Origin of the sequence: Streptomyces sp. NPDC005799 (genome assembly GCF_040630525.1) — a bacterium.
In the GTDB taxonomy this organism is placed as follows: Bacteria; Actinomycetota; Actinomycetes; order Streptomycetales; family Streptomycetaceae; genus Streptomyces; species Streptomyces griseorubiginosus_B.
On record NZ_JBEXXQ010000042.1, the window covers coordinates 30,313 to 46,704 of the forward strand.

Below are 16,392 nucleotides of genomic sequence, written 5' to 3' on the forward strand. Positions count from 1 at the left end.
GACAAGGGCGTATTGCATACTCGGTTCCGACTCGTAGAAAACGCGAAGTGCCCTCTGACAAAGGGGACTCGCGTCGCGGTAGCCCCGGCTGACAACCGGGGTTCTTCGCCGGGAAACGGGGTGACGCCCGATCACCGGCGGTGGCAGGCGGCCGACGAGGTCAGGTGGTGACGCACCCGACGTCGGCCAGGGCGGGATGAGGCTCCTGACAAGAGCCGGACCCGCCCCGACTGATCAACTCCCTCTCATCGCTCTCCTGCTCTGTGCGCTGTCCCGCCCGTGATCGGCGGGGTGACCGACGGCCGTTGCGGCGCCGGTGCCGCGGGGTGAGGTTCCTTTGTCGGGGGCCGGCCGGCTCCCGGCGGCAGAGTCACTGGCTGTGGGGGCCGAGGTGGACGGGCAGGCGCTGGTGGCCGTTGGAGATGTAGCTGGGCAGCGGCTGCAGTCCGCTGGGCTCGACGGCCAGGCGCAGGGACGGGAACCGGGCGAACAACTGCTGCAGGCCGATGCGGGCCTCGATACGGGCGAGCTCGGCGCCGACGCACAGGTGGGCTCCGTAGCCGAACGCAAGGTGCTGCGGAGCGGTGCGCCGGGTGACGTCGAAAATGTCGGCGTTCGGTCCGTGGGTGGCCGGGTCGCGTCCGGCGGCGGCGTAGCTGATGGCGATGGCGTCGCCGGCGGCGAAAATCACGCCGGTGATGTCGTCGATGACCTCGCGCGCCGCGAAACGCAGGATGATCGTGGCGATGGGGGCCTGGTGGCGGAGGGTTTCCTCGACGACCTGCCGCCAGGAGACCTGGCCGCTGGTCGCGAGCGCCAACTGCTCCGGGTGCGTGATCAAGTTGACCACGGCGTGACCCAGTGCATTGACGGTCGTTTCGTGTCCGGCGCTGATGATGAGGACGAAGCTGTTGGCGAGCTCCTGCTCGCTCATCCTCCCGGCGTCGCGTGCGGCGATCAGGTCGCTGCTGAGGTCGTCCCCCGGGTGGGCCCTCTTATAGTCGATCAGCTGGGAGATCAGGGCGTAGACCCGGCCGTGGGCAGCTTTCGCGGCCTGCGGGGTCAGGTCGGTGGCGAACAGCGAGCCGGCCGCATCACGGAACGCCTCATGCAGGTGCGCCGGCGTCTGGAACAGCTTGTCGATGACCAGCAGCGGCAGCCGCCAAGTGAAACGGGCCCGCAGGTCCACCACCTCACCCGGGCCGACTGTCTGGAGCTCGTCGAGGAGTTGGCCGGTGATGGTCTCGATCTGCGGGATCAGCGCGCGGACCCGGCGGGGGCTGAACGCTTGGGCGAGGGGGCGGCGCAGCCGCGTGTGCTCGTCTCCGTAGGCCGTCAAAGGGTTGCGGACATCGACCCATACCCGTTGCGGCCAACCGGCGGGTATCTCGCCGGTGATGTAGGCGGGCCAGTGCTGGTGGGCGTCTTTGGAGATGTCGGGGTGGACCAGAAGCCGGCGGATCAGGCCCGGGTCGGTGACGGTCCAGACGCGGATGTCCCCGGGCAGGACGGTGCGGACGGCCGGGCCGAGAGCGCGCAGCGCGGCGGCCTCGCCCTGGATGTCGGAGCCGGTGGCATCGAGACGGTAGGGGCAGCCGATGGTCGGGGTCAGGGTCATGGCGGTCACCTTCCAAACGGGCGCGCGGCGCGGCGCGGTGGGAATCGGGGCGGGAGATCGGGTGCGGGGTGTCTGAGGGCACGTCAGTGGCCGGGGGGAGCGCGCGTGCGGTGAGACAGGCCAGCACCGACAGCGCGACGCCAGTCCCGCGTGCGGCAACCAGCCGCGGCGAGCGAGCAGTTGGGGCGGGGAGGATCGGGCGACGTGCGGGCCGGGTTGTCCACGGAGTACCAGGCGATCCGCTCGGGCTGCGGGTGCGCGCCGTACCCTGGGGCCCAGGGCGGTGCCGCTGAGCCGGGGCCGGGGGTGTTCTCGTCGCTGCTCATCGGGAGTCGACCAGCCGGAAGGCCCGGGCGATCAGCGTCGCCTGGGTCGGGGACAGCGCGACGAGGGCCTCGCCCTGATATTCGTCAGTGATCACCGGCCGGTGGTTGGCGTTGTAGACGGCCTCCTGGGGGCCGGGGATGATCAGTCCGCCGTGCAGGTACCGCGTGTGCAGGTACTCGATGGTGTAGGCGCCGGGGGCGAGCGCGAGGACGCCGCCGTCAGCAGTGCGCAGTGCATACACCTGCGGGTGCGCGGGCTGGGCGGAGAAGTAGTTGGCGGTACGCCAGCTGCCCCGTTCCCCCCGGTTGCGGTCGTCGTGCAGCCGGACGGCGGCCTTACTGGCCGGGGTGGGTGCCAGTTGCCGGCCGTGCTTGGTGCCGCCGGTGACGTACAGATCGGTCACGGCGGCCGTGACGTCCTTGGGGGCGAGCGCGCCGACCTTGCGGGCCGGGGCGACGGCGGTGGCGAGCCCCCGGGAGTCGACGGCGATCTTGGGGATCGGCATCTTGTCAGCGGCGTAGACGGCGGCCACCATCTTGTAGCGGCCGCCGCGCTTGTCGAAGACGAACATGCCGCGCGCGTGTGTCGGGTCGCTGCTGGTGGCCGTCATCGCGAACCAGGTGGTGGGCGCCTTGGGGATGTAGTAGGTGCGCTGCTCGTAGCGGAAGCTGCTGGCGGAGCGTTTTTGCTCCTTCACGGGCCAGGTCTTCCACTGCTGGTAGTCGGCCCGGTCCTGGACGTAGGCCATCCCGGCCTCGATCTTCGCCAAGGAGGCTGCGTCCTGGCGGGCGTTGGCTGCGTTGTTCGCCGTCTGGTAGGCGTCCACCACCTCCTTGGCGGTGGTGGCGTCGATGACGCCCGCGGCGGCACGGCTTTTGGCCGGTGAGGTGACGGTGGTGTGCTGGCTGTCGCCGCCCGCGCCGCTGCACGCGGACAGGGCGACCGCAGTGCTGATGGCGAGGGCGAGGACGGTCGCCAGGCGCTGGCGTGGGGGCCGCAGAGCGGGGCGGGGCATGTGAAGTGTTCCTCCTTCAAGAAGTGCTGTCGGGGTCAGGCCGGGGAGGTGTGGGCGCGTCGGACACCGGCGGCGAAGTCGCTCGCTGCCCGGGCCGCGGCGACGGCGGCCGCGTCGGGCTGGCCGTGCATGCGGCGGATGACCGCCGAGCCGACGACGACGGCGTCCGCGTAGGCGCTGGCCTGGGTGGCCTGGGCGGGACTGCTGATGCCGATACCGACGGCGACGGGCAGGCCGGTGGCGGTGCGCAGCCTGTGCACCAGCCGCGGCAGGTATGGGCTCAGGGGGCGGCGGGCCCCGGTCAGGCCGGGTGTGGCGGGGGCGTAGACCATGCCGCTGGTGCAGGTGGCGAGGAAGGCGAGGTGAGCGGCGCTGGCGTGCGGCGGGATCAGGGTGATGGGGTGCAGGCCCGCCTCCGCCATGAGGTGCCGCCAGTGGGCGGCGCAGTCCGCGGGCAGGTCGGGAATCAGTACGCCGGCGGCGCCGGCGGCCGCGAGGTTCTGCACGAACGCTTCGGCGCCGTACCGGGCGATGGGCTGCCAGTAGGACATGACCAGCAGGGCGGTGGTGGTGGAAGCGGTCAGCTCGACCGCGGCATCGAACAGGTCCTGCATGACGAACCCTTGCGCCAGGGCCTGCGCGGCGGCCTGCTGGATCAGCGGACCGTCCAGGTGTGCGGGGGTGTGCGGGACGCCCAACTCGAGGAAGTCAGCGCTTTGGGCCATCAGATGCAGGGCGTCCAGGCTAGTTTGCCGGGTGGGGTAGCCGACGGGCAGGTACAGGCCGAGCGCGGCCCGCTGTTCGGCGCGGCTGACCGCGAGGGCATGGTCGAGCCGCAGGGCCGCCCAGGACGGCTGAGACGTGATCACAAGAGCCCCTTTCCGGGCGGGAGATGGCGAGTCCGGGCCTCACGGCCGGTCGTTCAGGACTTGCTCGGTGCGCTCCAGCGCCCGGATGAGCCGGTAGTCGCGTTCCGTCTCCCGCGGATCGCCGGAAAGCACGACCTCATCGGCCGCAGGAGTGGGGGCGCTTGGGGAGGTGCGTGGCTCGGGGCTTTCGCGGACGGCGGCCACGGTCGGCAGCTGCCGCAGGAAGCGGCCCAGCCAGGGCCGGGTCGCGGGGGAGAGGTGCAGACGGGCCCGGACGATGTGCTGCCCGGTGGGGGCGGGCACCAGTGGGGCGGGAGAGGGCGGGATCCACACGTCCAGAACGTCGGTGTAGCGGTCCCGGCCCATGGCCGCGGCCAGCGCCTGGTCGGCGAGGGTCGTCACCGGCGCGGCGACCGCGGAGATCACCATGGGGCCGTCCGCGGCGTCCATCCCCTCGCCGGTCGGGTAGGCCAGGCGCAGGGTGGCCGGGCCGCACACCACGCCGAGCGCATCCAGCGCCCGTGCCGCGGCCATTGACAGGGCCCGCGTCAGCAGACCGCCGGCGGGCATCAGGTCGGTGCGCTCCATCTGCCCGTCCGCGCCGCAGGTCTCCGCCCACGCGTCGGTGACGGCATGCTCCGGCCGCTGGCCGGGGCGGGCGGTGGTGCTGGTGTTGAAGGTGTACTGCCGAAGCGGCAGCGGCTCGGTCAGCACCAGGTGGGCGGAACCGGAGTAGAACGCCGCCAGGCGGCGCAGGGCCGGCCAGACGCTGCTGATCTGCAGCTCGCTCGTGCAGGCCACCGCCTCGACAGGGATACCGGTCGCGGCCGGGGCGAGGAGATAGCCGGGCAGCGGGCACGCCTTCGCCCAGGCCAGAGCGTCGGCCAGGCTCGTGGTGCGGATGCCGCGCGGCGCGGGAACACCGTGGGCGGCGAGCGCCTGAGCCTGTGCGCCGCGATCGCAGCGCAGCAGCCAGGAGACCGGGTCGGCGCCGGGCAGGGCGAGCTGCCAGGCAATCCGTTCGGCCAGATGGATGCCGCCGGCGCTGCCCGCGACGACCGCCGAAACCCCCATCGCGCGCAGTGCCTTGACCGTGCGCCGCAGCCCCCGGTGCACGATCGTGGCCGTGAACTCCCTTGGCACGGGCGCCTCGTGGTAGGCGAGGGGCCGGGCTTTCGGCTCGGGTACGACGGCGACGGTCCGCCAGCCGTGCCGGGCGAAAGCGGGCGGGTAGGGGCCGGCGCCGTCGTAGGGGGCGACGACCGCCGCCACGCCGGTGACAGCGTCGGCCAGCGCACCAGCGGGGGCGGGGGCGGGGGCGGAGAGGAGAGGCATGACGGCTCCCAGCAGCAGGGGGGACGAACAGCAGAAGCGGGCGACAGAGGGGTGGTTCAGCGGGTGCAGCCGGTGGTGTGCCCGGTGAAGGCGGTGGGGGCGCAGACCTCCAGCAGCGCCTGGTTGAGGTGCTGCCGGCATTCCTCGGGGGTGTCGGCGGTGACCACCCAGTGCGCCAGCCGGTCGCCGATCGTGGACTTCGGCGGGGCCGTGACCTTCTCGCCCAGGTGGCGGGTCCACACCAGGCGCTCCAGCCACGGCTGGGCGCGCAGGTCGGTCAGGGGAGGCACCGGTCCGTGGCGGCCGGTGAAGGCGGGGAGAAGGAACTGCACCGCGGCCGCCCGCTGCCGGGTCGCAGAAAGCTCGGGCCGGGTACCGCAGGCGAGGGCCGCAGCGGCCGCCATGAGATCGATGCCGGTGGCCTCCTCCACCAGCAGCGGGATGAGGTCCCCGCCGGGGCGGCCGTTGACCTCGATCAGGGCCGGACCGCGTCCGGTGAGTCGCACCTCCACGTGCAGCACGCCGCGTTCGATGCCCAGGGCCCGCACGGCGTCGGTGACCGCCTGGGTGACCGCATCGTCGCCCAGCAGCGGATCGCGGGCATCCACCATGTGCCCGGTCTCCACGAACCGCGGCTCGCGGCCCAGCTGTTTGCGGGTGATGGCCACGATGTGCACCTGGTGGTCGACGACGACGGTCTCCGCGCTGATCTCCGGGCCCTCGAGGTACTCCTCCACCAGCACCCCGCGGGTGGCGTAGGCCTCCAGCCCGATGACCGTCGCCGACAGGGCGGCGTAGAAAGCTTCTCGGACGGCCACGTCGTGGTCGGCGTGCACCACGCCGGCGCTGCCGCCCATCCCGCGCGGCTTGACGACGACGGGATAGCCGATGCGGCGGGCCGCCTCGACGGCTTCGTCCGCATCGTCGACCGGCACGGACCGGGCGGAGGGGACGCCGTGCTCGGCGAAACGGGCGCGGGTGAGGGCCTTGTCGCGGCAGGCCGCCATCGCCCCAGGCGGAGTGCCGGGCAGACCCAGCACCGCGGCCAAATGGGCGGTGAGCTCGACGTGATGCTCGAGATAGGTACACACCCCCGCCAGCGGGGTGCGCGCGGCGACCGCCTTGACGGCCATCGCGGCACCCTCGGTGTCGGCGAGGTCGATGGCCAACTGCTCATCCACGTACGGGCGGATCCAGGCGGGCGGTTCGGGGTCGGCGAGCACGAGCGGTCCGGCGGCGGCGAGCCGGCTCAGCCCGTGTTCCCGGTAGGGGCGCGCACCGGCCCCCAGGACGAGCAGAGGACGGGACGCTGCGGATGCTGTGGGGGAGGTCATCAATATCCCTTCATTGGAGGTGGCGGCCGGGGGCCGCGGCGGGTGGGCGCCGCCGGGTCAGGGCCGTGAAGGCACGGGCAGGTCGGGGGAGATGAGGGCGAGTCCGAAGAGGTGATCGGGGTTGGTCCACAGCGCGCGCAGCTGCATCCCGGCGGCCTCGACCTCCCCGGCCAAGGTCTCGGGTCGGAACTTCGCGGACACTTCCGTGCGCAGGTCCTCACCCGCGTCGAAGTGGATGGCCAGACCGGGCTCGGCGAGGGTGACGGTCTGCGCGCGCAGCGAGCGCAGCCTCATCTCGATCCACTCGTTGGCCTCGTCCCAGACGGCCACATGCTCAAACGCGTCGGCGTCGAAGTCTCCGCCCAGCTCCCGGTTGATGCGGTGCAAGATCCCGCGGTTGAAGGCGGCCGTGACCCCGGCCGCGTCGTCGTAGGCCCGCACGATGACGGCCGGGTCCTTGACGAGGTCGACACCGAGCAGCAGGTAGTCCCCGGGCAGCAGGCGGGAGGCGAGCGAGGTGAGAAACCGGCCGCGCTCGTCGGGCAGCAGGTTGCCGAAGGTGCCGCCCAGGAAGGCGACCAGCCGGGGCCCGGCAACCTCCACCTCCAGCGGGGCGGCGAAGTCGGCCAGCTGCGGGGCGATCACCACCTGGGGGAACGCGGCCGTCAGGCTGCGGGTGGCGTCCTCGAGTGCGCTGGCGCTGACGTCGACGGGCACGTACGTGGTCACGGTCGCGGCCAGCGCGGTCAGCAGCAGACTCGCTTTGTCCGCGGACCCCGAGCCCAGCTCGATCAGGCTGCGGGCACCGGTGACGGACGCGAGGGCCGGCCCGGCCTTGCCGAGCAGGGCGCGCTCGGTGCGGGTCGGGTAGTACTCCGGTAGCCGGGTGATCTGCTCGAACAGCTTGCTGCCGGAGGTGTCGTAGAGCCATTTCGACGGCAGGGTCTTCGGACGGCCGCTCAGGCCGTGGATGACGTCGAAGCGCAGCGCGGCCAGATACGGCGGCTGCGGTGCGGGAGTAGCGGCGGGTATGCGGGTGGGCATGGGCATGGGATCAGACCTCCGGATAGGACGTGCGAGGGGCGGGCAGGGGAGTCATGCGGCCTCCCGGACGGGCGGGGCCGCAGCCTGCGGAAGGCGGGGACGTCTCAGGGCGGGCCCGATCAGCAGGGCAAGGGCGGCTGCGCCGCCGGCCGGCAGCAGCCACACCCCTACGGGCAGGACGGCGGCGGCCGTTCCCATCGCGCAGCCGACGTCCAGCGCCGCCACCAGCAGTGCGCTCGCCTCGGTGGCCATCCCTTCGGGAGCGAGCCGGGCGGTGATCAGGGAGGCGGTGCCCAGCAGGGGCGCCATGACGACACCGGGCAGCAGGCAGGCGGCGACCACGGACGCCCGGCCGGTGATGGCCAGCAGCGGCAGCCAGCCCGCCGCCCACCCGGCGCACAGCACCGTCAGCTGTAACGGCATCGAGCCCGGCCAGGACCGCGTGCCGTAGGCGAGACCGCCGGCGACAGCACCGACGGACACCACCGCGGGCAGCAGCCCGGCCAGTGTCGGGGCATGCAGACGCTCGGCGTAGGAAACTGCGACCGGGACGATCGCCCCCATGGGCAGCGCGGCACACGCCATGGCCGCATACAGGCGCCGCAGACCGCGGTGACGCAGCGGGCCTAGCCAGCCGGCGGCGCGCGGCCGCGGCTTGAAGGCCCGTGCTGGCGGGGTGCTGACCACCAGCAGGGTCCCGGCAAGTCCCGCCGCCGCGGTCGCCATCAGCGCTGCCTGCGCGGACACCAGGCTGGCCAGACCCGCCACCAGCAACGGCCCGACGATGTAGATGAGTTCCTGGGCCGCGGCTTCCAGGGAGAACGCGACCCGCTCGTGTGCCCGGTCGGGCATCAGCCTCGGCAGGGTCGCCCGCAATGTCGCATCCAGCGGCGGCCGGGCCAGACCGGCAACCACCGCCCCCAGCAGTTGGGTGCGGTCGGCCAGGAGCAGACCGAAGCTGGCGCTGGCCACCACCGCGCTCACCGTCAGCACGCTCGGCTGCCCTAGTCGGTCGGCGAGTCGGCCAAGCGGAGGTCCTCCGGCGGCGTTGGCTACCAGGTAAACGGCGGCCAGGACCCCGGCGGCGCCGTAGCTGTCGCGGTCCGCTCCCGCCAGGACGACCGCCAGCGGCGCCATCCCGGACGGCAACCGGCCCAGCAGCGTACTGAGCAGCAGCCGGGTGGCATACGGAGCCCGCAGCACACTGCGGTAGGTGGCCGCAGGCGCGGCGCTGGTGACGGTGGCCGAGGGCAGCATGGAGGTGGCTCCACGAGGAGAAACGGCAGGCGTGGGGAAGCGAGCCGGTCCCGGACGCAGCACATCTGCGGGACCGCAGCGCCGGGAACGCGGCATCAGCCGGTCAGGCCGTGAACTGGTGCGCGGGGGAGCAGTAGGCGGGCCTTCCGCCCGTCTTCACCACGCACACTTCGATCTTGTAGGGCTGGCCGTCGAAGAGGTCGTGACTTTCGTGGTGCACTTCCCGTCGACCTTGGTGTCGACCATGCGGTACACGAGGCTGTCGTTGACCGTGAGGATCTGGACCAGGGCCATGTAGCCGTCGACCTTGATGTCGCAGGCGGTGACCTTGTCACCGTTCGAGGTGAAGTAACCGCTGGCGCCGATGTTGGTGCTGTACCACCAGCCGCTGTTGGCGGCGGCCGGCGTGGTGGACACAGCGGCAGCGGCGAGCGCGCCACCGAGGGCGACGGGCAGCGTGTGCCGGACGAAGCGGGGCATGGTGCGCATGAGAGGTGTTCCTTTCATCGTGGGGCGGTGGAGGAAATCGGCTGCCGTGTGCGGTGCCGGTTGACGAGCACGGCCAGCGGCAGGCAGGTGACGGCACCGCAGGAGAAGGTCGCGAGGGCGACGAGGCCGGGGCCGCCCTGGGCGAGCGCCCAGCAGGCGAGGACAGGGGCGCAGATCACGGCGGTGGCCAGGCTGGTGCCCCACACGCCCGCGTACATCCCGCGCGCGCGGCGCTGCGATCCGGTCCACGACCGCCTGCGCGGCGACGATGGCGGTGATCTCGCCCGGGACTGCCGCCGCGGCCGCCGCGGCGTACTGCAGTGCCGACGAGGCCAGGCCCGCGCAGCCGATACCCGCACCCAGCACCAGGGAACTGGCGGCCAGCCCCGACCATGGAGGAGGACCCGGTGCGGCGCGCCAGCCAGTCGGTGGCCGGCACGGACAGCAGCAGGACCGTTGCGCCGCTGGCGACCTGCGTCCAGCCGTACGCGGACGCCGGCAGGCCGGAGTGCTCCATCAGCAGCGGCAGGATGCTGAAAACGCCCGCCACCGGGATGAATGCGAGGACGCTGGCCAGCCACAGCAGCCACAGCCGGCCATCCCTCACCGGCCCGGCGGCGAGGTCGACCGGCTCGGGCGCGGGCCGGTCGCCGGGCAGGACGGCCAGGACAACGACGGCGAACACGGCGCAGGCCATGGCGTTGATCCAGAAAAGGGCCGACAGGCCGGCGGAATCCGCCAGCAGACCGCCGACGGCACCCGTGGTCGCGGCGCCGACGTTGATGCCGAAATGCCGCCAGCCGGTGATCCTGGCGCGTGTGGCCTCGTCGGTGATCTCGTCGGCCACGAACGCCGAGATCACCGGCCGGGGAGCGTCGTAGCACATCCCTGCGATGACGGCGGCCGCGCCGACTGCGACCGGCGCCGTCGCCTGCGCGAGCAGCGGCAGCACCGCGGCGGACACCAGCAGGGCGCTCACCAAGGTGGTCCGGCGCCCCAGTGTGTCGGCGAGCCGTCCGCACACGAGTTGGCCGGCGAGCCAGCCGACGCCGAAGGCCGCGAGGACGCCGCTGACGCTCCGGGCGGGAAAGTGCAGTTCACTCAGGCGGTAGGACAAAAAGGGGTAGGCGAAACCGGCTGCGCGCACGGCGCTTGCCCCCACGACCAGCACCCAGACGGCGCTGGGCTGGCGTGGTCGCGTGGCAGAAACCGGGAGGCGGACGGGGGAGGGACGGGCAGGCAGGTCGGTCGATGGCACGGCAACTCCCGAGGGCAGTCCAGGACACCGAAAGGCGGCGCCGGGACTGGTGGGGGGCGGGCAACGGGGCCAGAGTTCGGCCCAGGGCACGAACGCGAGGGCACTGGCGTGAAAACCGGGGAGCGAAGCGTCAGCAGCACACGGCCGTGCAGCCGGAAGCCGTGCTGGACACTCGGCGCGCTCAAACAGCCGCCATCAGGCGGTAGTTGAGCCCGGAAGTCAGGAGGACCGGCTCAGGCGCGGTGCCAGACTCCGCTGTCAGCGCGCACCGTGGTGTGCCTCGCGGTCAGGGCTGCCCGGCCGGGCCGCGGGAACGATGGCCTCAGGGGCGCAACGGGTCGCGCCGTACCTCGCGGCAACGGCGGGACGGCGTCGAAAAGGGAAAGACACAGCAGCCTCCATGGTGAGGTGCTGGGTGCTCGGCACACGACGGCCGACGGGCACCTGCGTGAGCGGGCGCCGTGGCCTATCCTGTGCGCGGCGTGTGCCAACACGCCTCGAGCGCCCCAGGTTGGTTACTGATCCGGTTCTGGTGGTGCGATGACTCCTCGCTGGAGTCGCTACGGGCGGCCGTTCCCTGGGCCAACAGGGGGCGGCCGCCTTCATCACATGTACTCCGCGCATCTGCGGGCCGTGTACAGCGTGGGCACCCAACGCCCCGACCACCTCTGGGCCAACAGAGATCGTCAGGCATCAAGGGAGGGCGTCCACAGGAGAGCCGGCCACCGGCGGTGTCAGCGCCGCCCGCTCAGGGCACGGCCTGGCGCGGCAACCGCCGGCCGTTGCGCGTGCCGGCCGACTTCACGGCGCCACGATCGCAAAGCATCAATCTCCCCGTGCTGCTCTGGGTCGTCAGCGGAACTGACGGTGCGGCCCCCTGCGGTGCGGCGAGCAGACGGCGACTCAGCCGTCCTCCGGAGACCATGTGGTCTTAAGGAGACTGAGCAGTCCCATCTGCCGTGACCGTCGACGACCGCTTCGGTCTGTATCCCCCAAGGCCCGCGAATCCCCCGGAGTACGACTCAAGTTCCCAGCTCGGTCATCGGGCCGGACGCTCACAGATCTCGACCTCTCTCGCCTCCCGCGAGGCGAAATGTCCGAGATACCCTCGTACTGCGTGGGCTACACGGGACTGTGCGGTCTACCTTTTCGGCGCCAAGTCTGGAACCCTAACCGGGACACGTCAAGCGAACAGTGACCACACCATTACCGGGAGGCCCAGTTGTTACCGGATCGGGCGCAAATTGCCGTACCGCTAGCGCCTTGCGATCCACCGGCGCGGCGGCCGGCGTACCGATCCAGCCCGACCCCGGAACCCCTGCACGGACACCACACCCCCGCACCTGCGCCCACCGGTCCCAGCCGGCTGCACAGCGAGCCCCTCGACGCCAAGCCGACCGGAACTGCACACGCCATGACCCGACCCACCGCGCCAGCCGCTCCCCGCCCAGCCGAGCAGCTCCCCGCCACCGTGGAGGAACAATGTGCGCAGAACCCAATTCTTCCGGCATGCCAAACCCCACCAGCATCCAGGCACCCATCGGGGAACTGATTTCCGGGTATACCGTGTGCCCGAACGGCTGCGAGATCTTGCAATTTTTCGACGTGCGAACCGCACACGAGTTACGGAAACTTGCACCCTGCCCGAAGTGCGGCAAAGCGCTGGAACGAATACCCCTGCACGTGATCACTGTATAAACAGGCTGCTGCAGCGCCCACCCCGGGCGGGCACCCCGAAATGAGCCATCCATAGGCAGGACACCGGTCCCAGCCTATGGATGGGCGGCGAAGGCGAGAAATGACCGAACAGAAGACGACCCGTAAGATCCAGCAGCGCGCGATCGACGCGAAGGCGCGCATCACCAACGCTGCAGCGCGCGAATTCATCACAAAGGGATACCGAGGAGCGAGTCTCAGTGACATCATCCTCGAAGCGGAATCGAACAAAAGATTCTTCTACAACTACTTCCCCGGAGGGAAAAGGGACATAGCGAGGCACATCATGGAAAACACCCTGACGATGGACGGGCTCCGTCCGCAGCGCCTCAAAGTCCAAGAAATCTATGACATCGGCATCATCCTGGCACACCGAATCGCCCGCGAGGACGCACTCCTCGCCGCCCTGAAACTTTCCTTCGAATACGGCTCCAGCGAGGAATACGGAACCCCCTGGCCGGACTGGGTCATTTTCAACACCGGTCAGCTGACAGAAGCCCAGCAAAAAGGTGAACTGCGGCCCCACGTCATCCCCGAAGAACAGGCCCGGCAGATCCCCGGCACATGGTCCGGACTGGTGCTCACCGCGATCGTCCTCGACGGCGGCCTCGACCACGTCGAGACCCACGTGTCGCGGGCCTACCAGAACCTCCTCGGTGCGATCGCAGTTCCAGAGGTCCTCCCCTTCGTCGACTTCTCGGTAGACCGAGGAGAAAAGCTCTACACCGAATTCCTCCTCGAGGGACAGCCGAAACCAGACGCTGCCGACGAGTGAGGCGACCATCACCCTGCACCCGCGCCCGGCAACCGTACAGTTGAAATAGCGTGCGGTGGCCGGGCCCAATCTGCTTTCCCCCAGCCCGTCACCTGGCGGGCGGTTCTCCCTGCGACGGTGAATGACTTCCCCCACTATCGGACAGAGTCGGATGCTGCCGCTCGCCCCGCGTGCAAGGTCCCCTATTGACCCCGCCCCGGACCGTTGGCGATGCGTCCCATTGACAGCCGGGTCGCAGAGACCGCCGGAGTGCGGCACACAGAAAAGACACAGCACGGCCTCTTGGCGCAGTCAAAACGTGATTCGCGCAACAGGCACCAGACCAGGTCTTGTGCATGAACGTTCAACTGTAAGGGTAGGCACGGCTCCGCGATTAAGGTGAGATCTTGCGAGAAGGAGCCCCCTTGGATTCCGCTGCGGCTGCGCCGTCAATCAACCCGCGACGCGCGCTGATCCAGCTCTTCTCCCGGCTACGCACAAGCAACGGCCAAACAAATCCGCTGCCCATATACACCCAATTAACAGCCATGGGCGAGGTAATTCCGGCACCTTGGGGCGGAAATCTGGTCACGTCCTACCAGCTCTGCCATTCCATCTTGCGCGACAAAACATGGACGGTCCCGGACCGCGCCTGGCGCTCCCGCCAGTCCAACAACACCCGGTGGCGCTCACCCGCCTCACTACAAATGAGCCAGACGCTGCCACTCCTCAACCCGCCCCACCACACCCGGATACGCAGGACCCTCGGCAACCCCTTCGACCAGAGCACGCTGTTCGCGCTGCACCGCACGGTAGAAAAAGCGGTCGACCACCTTCTAAACGACTTCACCGAACGACTGCACGACGGGGCGGCGGACTTCGTCACCCAGGTCAGCGAGGAACTCCCGGTCATCACCATCGGACACTGGATGAACCTGCCCCCGGCCGACTATGCACTCCTGCGCACCCTGACCCATGACCAGGTACACACACAGGAGTTGTTCCCCACGGCAAGCGACCTCGCCCTCTCCGATGCAGCAACAGCCCAACTGCGGGCGTACTTCCGCGAGTTCATCAAGGAACGCAGAACGAGACCCGGCGACGATCCCGTCTCGCAGTGGATCCGCACCTGGGACGCGCACGAAGCCGACCGCGACGCCGCCGACGCAGCAGTCCACTCCCTCGCCCTGTTCATGATCCTGGCAGCGCTGGAAACCACATCGCATCTGCTCGCCAATATCATCCGGCTGCTGCTCGAGCACCCGTCCCAAATGGACGCCATACGCTCGCAACCCGAACTGATACCGGACGCGATCGAAGAAGTACTGCGCTACGACGCTCCCATCCATCTCATCAGCCGCGTCGCAGCCGCCGACACCCACCTCGGCGAAATCCCCGTACCCGCAGGCGAAATGGTGCACCTCCTGATCGGCGCCGCACACCACGACCCCGCCCAGTACACCGATCCTCATGTGTTCGACGTCCGCCGCCGCCGCGGCCCGCGCGAATCCGGCACCACAACCGCGACCGGTCCGTCCACGCATCTCGGTTTCGGCGCGGGAATTCACTACTGCCTCGGCAACGCTCTCGCCCGCATGGAAGCCGCCACCCTCCTTGCCGGCCTCCTCAAACGCCCCCTCCGCCTGAACATCACCGCCCCTGCCCAGTGGGCGCCGCGCGTCGCCTTCCGACGCATGACATCCCTCCATCTGGCCGCCCCCTGAACCGCCTCCACCCCCAAGGACGACTCGCCGTGATCAACGACTTCAAGAGCCTGCACGTCACCTAGACCGACAACGACCGCGCCCTGCGCGTCCGCCGGAACCGCCCGGACCAGGGCAACGCACTCTCCTCACAGGTCCTCACCCGTGAGCACCCTCCCACCCTTCATCCCGAACCTGTCCACCACCAAGAACGCCTTGCCCAGCTCATTGAGCGTCAGCTCAAGCCGGTAGAAGTCGACCTCACCACCGCCGTTGCGGTACGGCCGGATACGTTCCGTATTCAAGTCTCGCTTCCACTCCTCGAACGGCGCCGCCGCGAAGACCTCATACTCATCGTCCCAAATACTGCAATCTGCTCTGTACTGGTCATACTCCGTCCCGTCGTACGTCTCCGGGTGCACGTGGGCGTCAGCCCACGCGAACAGCTTCGGCACCACCTCGGCGTAGCTGGCGAGACCAAGGAACACACCCCAACTGGCCAGCTTCTCGGGTTCTTCGCCGTCCTCGTTGTCTATGCCTAGACGAATGTCGCCTCGTCCTGAACCCTTGTTGATCCACTCCTCCATGTCGACCACCAGCCGCTTGCCGTTGGCCAGCAGCTCCATCCATGGCTTGGCCAGCTGCAATTCACGGATACGCAGCTCGTATGGATCGCCCTCGGCAGCCTCCCGGAGGGCCTTTCGGGCGGTAGCATCCAGCACCTGGGCTTCCGGCACCAGGAGCTTCCAGCCGCCGGTGGATGTCTGCTGGAGCGTCTTTCGATTCGCCAACTGCCAGTGGCAGCGCTTCGTCTCCGGGTGGTACAGCACCACAGCCACCGGTAGCGAGTGGTTGAGCCAGTAGGCCACGTGCTCGATGTCCGGCCGAAACCACCAACCCTCTGGCGCCGTCTCCCGGAACCAGCTCATCCCACTTTTGATCTGCAGCGCCAGCAGCCGACCACGGACGTCCTCGCCGTCGACAACCTCGGCATGCGCGTCAATGCCGTAGTCCTCGGTGGGCTGCTCGCGGAACAGCCACTCCAGCTCGTCCTCGACGGCGAGCTTGGTGTGGGTCACCCCGGCAGTGGCGACCTTGGCAGATGGTTTACGGCGCATCACGGCTCCATCTTCTGCTGGAGTGCGGTCTTCACCAGCAACGGTGACTCGTTCGTGTGGCACGACCGCACCGGCATCCGGCCAGAGAACGAGGTCGAGATCCCGCTGGAGCAGTTCCCCTCTCCCGAAGCCCTCGGCGAGGGCCTGCGCCTGGAGTGCGTGTACTACGGCCTGCCCGGCACCGGGCCGGGATCCTTGCGGCTGGCCGCGCGCAGCCTCCAGCTGGCCGACCGGCCACGTAGACCAATGCGCACCCGCGCCCCGAGGACAGTGCGCACCCAACATCCTCTCGAAGGAAGACACGCGAGCCCTGCCCATTGACACGGACGCCACCGTTATCGACTTCGACCTCCCGCAGGCGGATGCGTATTCAGTGATCCGTACGCTCGCCGGCCCCCCGGCACCTCCGACCAGGCGGCCTCCCACGCGGGTCGTGATGCACATTCACGGCGCGGGCCGAGGCTACGGACTCCCCGAGAACCTCACCGTCTGGGCCCTGGCGAGCGCCTGGGGCGGCATGCCCCTGTACCCGTTCCAAGGGCCCGTCGTTGTCAC

General features: G+C 69.9%; 14 protein-coding genes. 3 read left to right on the top strand and 11 right to left on the bottom strand.

The annotated features are described in order from the left end of the window. Positions 1 to 370: 370 nt before the first annotated feature. From ABZ453_RS34280 to ABZ453_RS34325, 10 genes are all read right to left on the bottom strand, one after another. Positions 371 to 1,618 (bottom strand): cytochrome P450, encoded by a 1,248-nt coding sequence (locus ABZ453_RS34280; RefSeq protein WP_359021168.1) that lies wholly within the window; start codon positions 1,616 to 1,618, stop codon positions 371 to 373. A 322-nt stretch (positions 1,619 to 1,940) separates the two neighbouring features. Then, the gene (locus tag ABZ453_RS34285) at positions 1,941 to 2,960 is read right to left on the bottom strand and encodes a hypothetical protein (protein ID WP_359021170.1); all 1,020 of its coding nucleotides are present in this window, start codon (positions 2,958 to 2,960) and stop codon (positions 1,941 to 1,943) included. A 35-nt stretch (positions 2,961 to 2,995) separates the two neighbouring features. Continuing rightward, positions 2,996 to 3,829 carry a tryptophan synthase subunit alpha gene (gene trpA / locus ABZ453_RS34290; protein WP_359021172.1) on the bottom strand — a complete coding sequence of 278 codons (834 nt, stop codon included), beginning with the start codon at positions 3,827 to 3,829 and terminating at the stop codon, positions 2,996 to 2,998. Positions 3,830 to 3,868: 39 nt separating this feature from the next. After that, entirely contained in the window at positions 3,869 to 5,164 is a 1,296-nt protein-coding gene (locus ABZ453_RS34295; protein ID WP_359021174.1) for a hypothetical protein, read from the bottom strand. 56 nt (positions 5,165 to 5,220) lie between these two features. Beyond that, complete coding sequence (locus ABZ453_RS34300) at positions 5,221 to 6,498, bottom strand: ATP-grasp domain-containing protein (protein WP_359021176.1); 1,278 nt, start codon at positions 6,496 to 6,498, stop codon at positions 5,221 to 5,223. 57 nt (positions 6,499 to 6,555) lie between these two features. After that, on the bottom strand, positions 6,556 to 7,548 hold the full coding sequence (gene egtD, locus ABZ453_RS34305; RefSeq protein WP_359021178.1) for an L-histidine N(alpha)-methyltransferase: 993 nt from the start codon (positions 7,546 to 7,548) through the stop codon (positions 6,556 to 6,558). A gap of 45 nt (positions 7,549 to 7,593) precedes the next feature. After that, positions 7,594 to 8,799 (bottom strand): MFS transporter, encoded by a 1,206-nt coding sequence (locus ABZ453_RS34310; RefSeq protein WP_359021180.1) that lies wholly within the window; start codon positions 8,797 to 8,799, stop codon positions 7,594 to 7,596. 156 nt (positions 8,800 to 8,955) lie between these two features. Then, the gene (locus tag ABZ453_RS34315) at positions 8,956 to 9,288 is read right to left on the bottom strand and encodes a hypothetical protein (protein ID WP_359021182.1); all 333 of its coding nucleotides are present in this window, start codon (positions 9,286 to 9,288) and stop codon (positions 8,956 to 8,958) included. A gap of 14 nt (positions 9,289 to 9,302) precedes the next feature. Further along, entirely contained in the window at positions 9,303 to 9,494 is a 192-nt protein-coding gene (locus ABZ453_RS34320; RefSeq protein ID WP_359021184.1) for a hypothetical protein, read from the bottom strand. Then, positions 9,464 to 10,459, bottom strand: coding sequence for an MFS transporter (locus tag ABZ453_RS34325; protein ID WP_359021186.1), 996 nt, complete (start codon positions 10,457 to 10,459; stop codon positions 9,464 to 9,466). The genes ABZ453_RS34320 and ABZ453_RS34325 overlap by 31 nt, the downstream gene beginning before the upstream one ends. 1,885 nt (positions 10,460 to 12,344) lie before the next feature. Between ABZ453_RS34325 and ABZ453_RS34330 the strand changes: the two genes are divergently transcribed. Next, entirely contained in the window at positions 12,345 to 13,037 is a 693-nt protein-coding gene (locus ABZ453_RS34330; protein ID WP_359021188.1) for a helix-turn-helix domain-containing protein, read from the top strand. A 404-nt stretch (positions 13,038 to 13,441) separates the two neighbouring features. Beyond that, positions 13,442 to 14,740 carry a cytochrome P450 gene (locus ABZ453_RS34335; RefSeq protein ID WP_359021190.1) on the top strand — a complete coding sequence of 433 codons (1,299 nt, stop codon included), beginning with the start codon at positions 13,442 to 13,444 and terminating at the stop codon, positions 14,738 to 14,740. A 128-nt stretch (positions 14,741 to 14,868) separates the two neighbouring features. Here ABZ453_RS34335 and ABZ453_RS34340 read toward each other — a convergent pair whose 3' ends face one another. Then, positions 14,869 to 15,837 (bottom strand): DUF4365 domain-containing protein, encoded by a 969-nt coding sequence (locus tag ABZ453_RS34340; RefSeq protein WP_359021192.1) that lies wholly within the window; start codon positions 15,835 to 15,837, stop codon positions 14,869 to 14,871. A gap of 54 nt (positions 15,838 to 15,891) precedes the next feature. On the opposite strand from ABZ453_RS34340, the gene ABZ453_RS34345 reads away from it, so the two are divergent. Further along, the gene (locus ABZ453_RS34345; protein WP_359021194.1) at positions 15,892 to 16,158 is read left to right on the top strand and encodes a hypothetical protein; all 267 of its coding nucleotides are present in this window, start codon (positions 15,892 to 15,894) and stop codon (positions 16,156 to 16,158) included. The last annotated feature ends 234 nt before the right edge of the window (positions 16,159 to 16,392 follow it).